The following is a 3,769-nucleotide window of genomic DNA, read 5'->3' on the forward strand; positions in this document are numbered from 1 at the left end:
GAATATTACTACCGCAAAATGATAAAGTTCTTTTTTGTATTTAAAAAACTAAAATATGAATTTTTATAGTTGAAAAAATTTTGAATAAGTGAAAGTGATAAAAATGTGTTTAATAACATATATATTTTCCAAGCGTAAACAAAAAAGCTCTGTCATTTTTAGGACAGAGCTTTCTGTTAATTAAATTTATACCCAAAACTAATTTGGAATAGATAGTCATGTGATTCTTGTGCTTTTGAAATATTGAATTTAATAGGTCCAATTAAACTTCTATAATTTAAACTTATACCAGCACCTTGAGAGTAGTCTTTCCAAAGTATTGAGTCAGAATTATTATTGAAACTTTCATTAGCAAACTTATAAGTAGCAAAATCCCAATTAGCTTCAATATATAGATTTTCTATAAGTTTTTGTTGAACTCCTAAACTGATACCAAAAAGTGAAGAAAGATATTTCTCTTGAAAATAATATCCATTAAATGCAAAAGTATTATTGGATAGATCATCAGCTAGTCCTCCAAGTTTAATGTATTTGTCAGGAAGGACATCATCACCAGTTACATTTCCACCAAAGAGCTTAGCGGTTAAGCTAGTACTATCTGTAACAGGCAGATAATTGGAAGAGATATAGTTTGTAGATAAGAAATTAAGGTTATCCTTTCCTAAATTTCCACCCCATCTTTGAGAAATAACTCCTTTAAACCCCTCTGTTGGAAACGTTATTGAGTTAGTCTTATCCCATTTGATATTAAAGAAGATATCTCCATAACTTTTTGAATATTCAATTGAAGAATCAAAGATATTCTTAATTTCAGGATCTAAATTAGCATAGTTTAGGGAAGCTCCATATGAAAGTAAAAATAAATTTGAATATTGAGTTACAAAAGCTACTTCTAACTTTGTAACCTGACTTTTATAACTACCAATCTTACTCTTGTTATGATAGATAAAAAATGGATTTTCCTTATAGCTGATACTACTTAAGATACCAACCTTATTTGAAACACCATAGTAGGAGAAGTTTTTTAAATTAAGTCCAAGATAATCACCAAAAGTTGCTTCAATAGTTGATAAACTACCAATTTTACCAAAAGAACTGATATCAGTTCCAATGGAAAGAGTAGTTCCATAATCGGTCATATAATCGACACCCAATCCTACAATATTGGTTGGATTCTCTTCTACTTGGAGTTTTAAAGTATTTTCTTTAAATGTATAATATATTTTATTAACGAAATTTAAACTATAAGTTTTAAGCATTAATTTTTCCAGTGTATCTGGATTTATATTTGTACCTAAAGATTCCTTAAAGATAGATTCGATGATCTCTTTGTGATCATGATTTGTCGTATCAGTCGTAATCTCTATCTCTTTTAAAACAAAGTTATCTTTAAATTGTAGAGAACTTTTTCTTTTATTTTGTTTGGGACCAAATGCCAGTATTTTATTTAACTCTTTTTGAGCGGCTTCCTCTCCTAAAGCTTCTATCTCTTTAAAATTGTTAAAATCAGTTGTTTTAAAATCAGATATATCTGGTTCAATCAAGATTGTAGCTAAGTCTCTCTGTTTTTTTGTGGAACTAGAGCTTTGAATAGCAACAATTTGATCTGCAACACTTAAAATATCATAGTCCTCTTTTTTCTGAAGAGAGGTTCCTACATCAACACCAACTACAATGTCAGCACCTAGATTAAAAGCATCTTCCACGGGGAAATTTCTAGATAGTAGTCCATCAACATAGTAATTATTTCCAATTTTTACAGGATCAAAAATAGTGGGTATAGATATACTTGCTGTGATAACTTGAGCTAAGTCTCCACTATTAAATGCTTTTGCTTTTCCAGTATTTAGGTCAGTTGCGATAATCTCCAATGGAATTGGAAGTTTTTTAAAATCCTTTGTTTGTTCAACATTCCAAAGAAGATTTTTTAAAGTTAAATATATTTTTTGAGTGTTTCTAATCCCCTTTGGTAATGCAAAATTAAGTGAGTTATCATATTTCAATGAAAGATTGTAATCTTTCATAAGAGATCTCTGATCAAGTGATATATCAGTAAGATTAGGACTATCATTAAAGGTCTCTTGCCAATCAATATCTAAAACTAATTTTTCAATCTGTTCAGGGGTGTATCCCGCTGAATATAAAGCACCAATAAGAGCTCCCATACTGGTTCCTGTTATATAATCAACCTTAATATTATTTTTTTCTAAAACTTTTAAAACTCCGATATGTGCAAAACCTTTTGCACCACCACCACTTAAAACAAGTCCAATTTTTGGTTGTTTTTCCTCCTCTTTAAACTTTTCAATTTTTTTTGCTTCAAGTTTTTTTATTTGATTTTGAAGAGTTTTAATCTCGTTTTTTAAACGTTCAATCTCAATATCTTCAGGAGATTTTGAAAAACCACTTGAAAAAATATTGATGAATATCAAAAAAGTCATTAAAAAGAGCTTTTTCATCATCAATCCTCCATATATATTTTATTAAATTCTTCAAAAAAATTTGGAAATGTTTTTGAAACACAGTTTGGATCAAGAATCTTAATCCCAGGGACTTTAAGTCCAATTAAAGATAGGGACATAGCCATTCGATGGTCATCATAGGTCTCTAAAAAATCACCTCTATAATCTTTTAAAGGTTTTGGATTTATTATAAATCCATCTTTAAACTCAATAAAATCCCCATTAATTTTTAGTATCTCATTTTTTAGAGCTGAAATTCTATCAGTTTCCTTTATTCTCATATTCTCTACATCCCAAACCTTTGTTGGAGTAGTTGCAAAAAGAGCTACAGCAGCTAAAGTTTGAGCAACATCTGGAATATCATTCATACTCAGTTGAACTCCCTTATAATCTGGAATCCCTGCCACTGTAATGGAATAATCTTGAAAAGCTATAATATTTAAACCCATCTCTTTTAGAACATCTAAAAATCTTGAATCACCTTGAATACTTCTTTTAAAAAAATTTCTTAGAGTAACCGTAGAGTTAGCAATTAAAGCCATAGCTAAGAAATATGAAGCAGAGGACATATCACCCTCAATAAGGTACTCTTTTAAATTGTACTCACTAGGATTCACTTCAATTGTATCGTTATATGAAACGATATCCGCTCCAAAGTCTTTCATCATCTTTAGAGTCATATCTATATATGGCTTTGATACAACTTTTCCTGTAAAAAAAATCTTAATAGGATTTTTAAAGTTTGGAGCGGCCATTAGGATAGAGGAGATGTACTGACTACTTTTACTTCCATCAATATTGACAGAGGTAGCATGGATACCACTGGATATAATCTTAATGGGTGGGTAACCGAAGTTATTTAAATACTCCACTTTAACTCCAAGTTGTGTCAAAGAATCGACTAAATCTTTAATGGGTCTTTCATTCATACGAGCATTCCCGTATAGTGTAGCAACACCTTTTCCAGTGGCTAAATATGAGCTTAAAAATCTCATAGCAGTACCTGCATTTCCAATATATAGCTCAATATCTTTATATTGTAGATTTTTATTACCTGTGATTTTAAGTGTTTTATCAACTTCATTAAGTTCTATTTTATTACCTAAAACTTTCAGTGCCTCAATCATATATCTAGTATCATCACTCAAAAGAATGTTTTTTAAAGTTACAGTTTTTCCAGAGAGAGCTGAAAGAATAAGTGCTCTATTAGTAATTGATTTAGAACCAGGAATATCAATTGTGACATTGAAATTTGATATCGGTTTTGGTTGGAAATAGTTCATTAAAATTTTTCAACTCCTTATAAT

2 protein-coding genes are annotated in these 3,769 nt (G+C 29.9%); both read right to left on the minus strand.

Features of this window, described 5'->3' with window-relative positions; genetic code table 11:
• Nucleotides 1-176: 176 nt before the first annotated feature.
• Nucleotides 177-2,459, minus strand: coding sequence for a patatin-like phospholipase family protein (locus ACMOUI_RS09865; RefSeq protein ID WP_418965530.1), 2,283 nt, complete (start codon nt 2,457-2,459; stop codon nt 177-179).
• 2 nt (nt 2,460-2,461) lie between these two features.
• Nucleotides 2,462-3,745, minus strand: coding sequence for a 3-phosphoshikimate 1-carboxyvinyltransferase (aroA, locus tag ACMOUI_RS09870; RefSeq protein WP_418965531.1), 1,284 nt, complete (start codon nt 3,743-3,745; stop codon nt 2,462-2,464).
• Nucleotides 3,746-3,769: the final 24 nt, after the last annotated feature.

It is taken from the genome of Cetobacterium sp., assembly GCF_048470075.1.
Lineage (GTDB): Bacteria > Fusobacteriota > Fusobacteriia > Fusobacteriales > Fusobacteriaceae > Cetobacterium_A.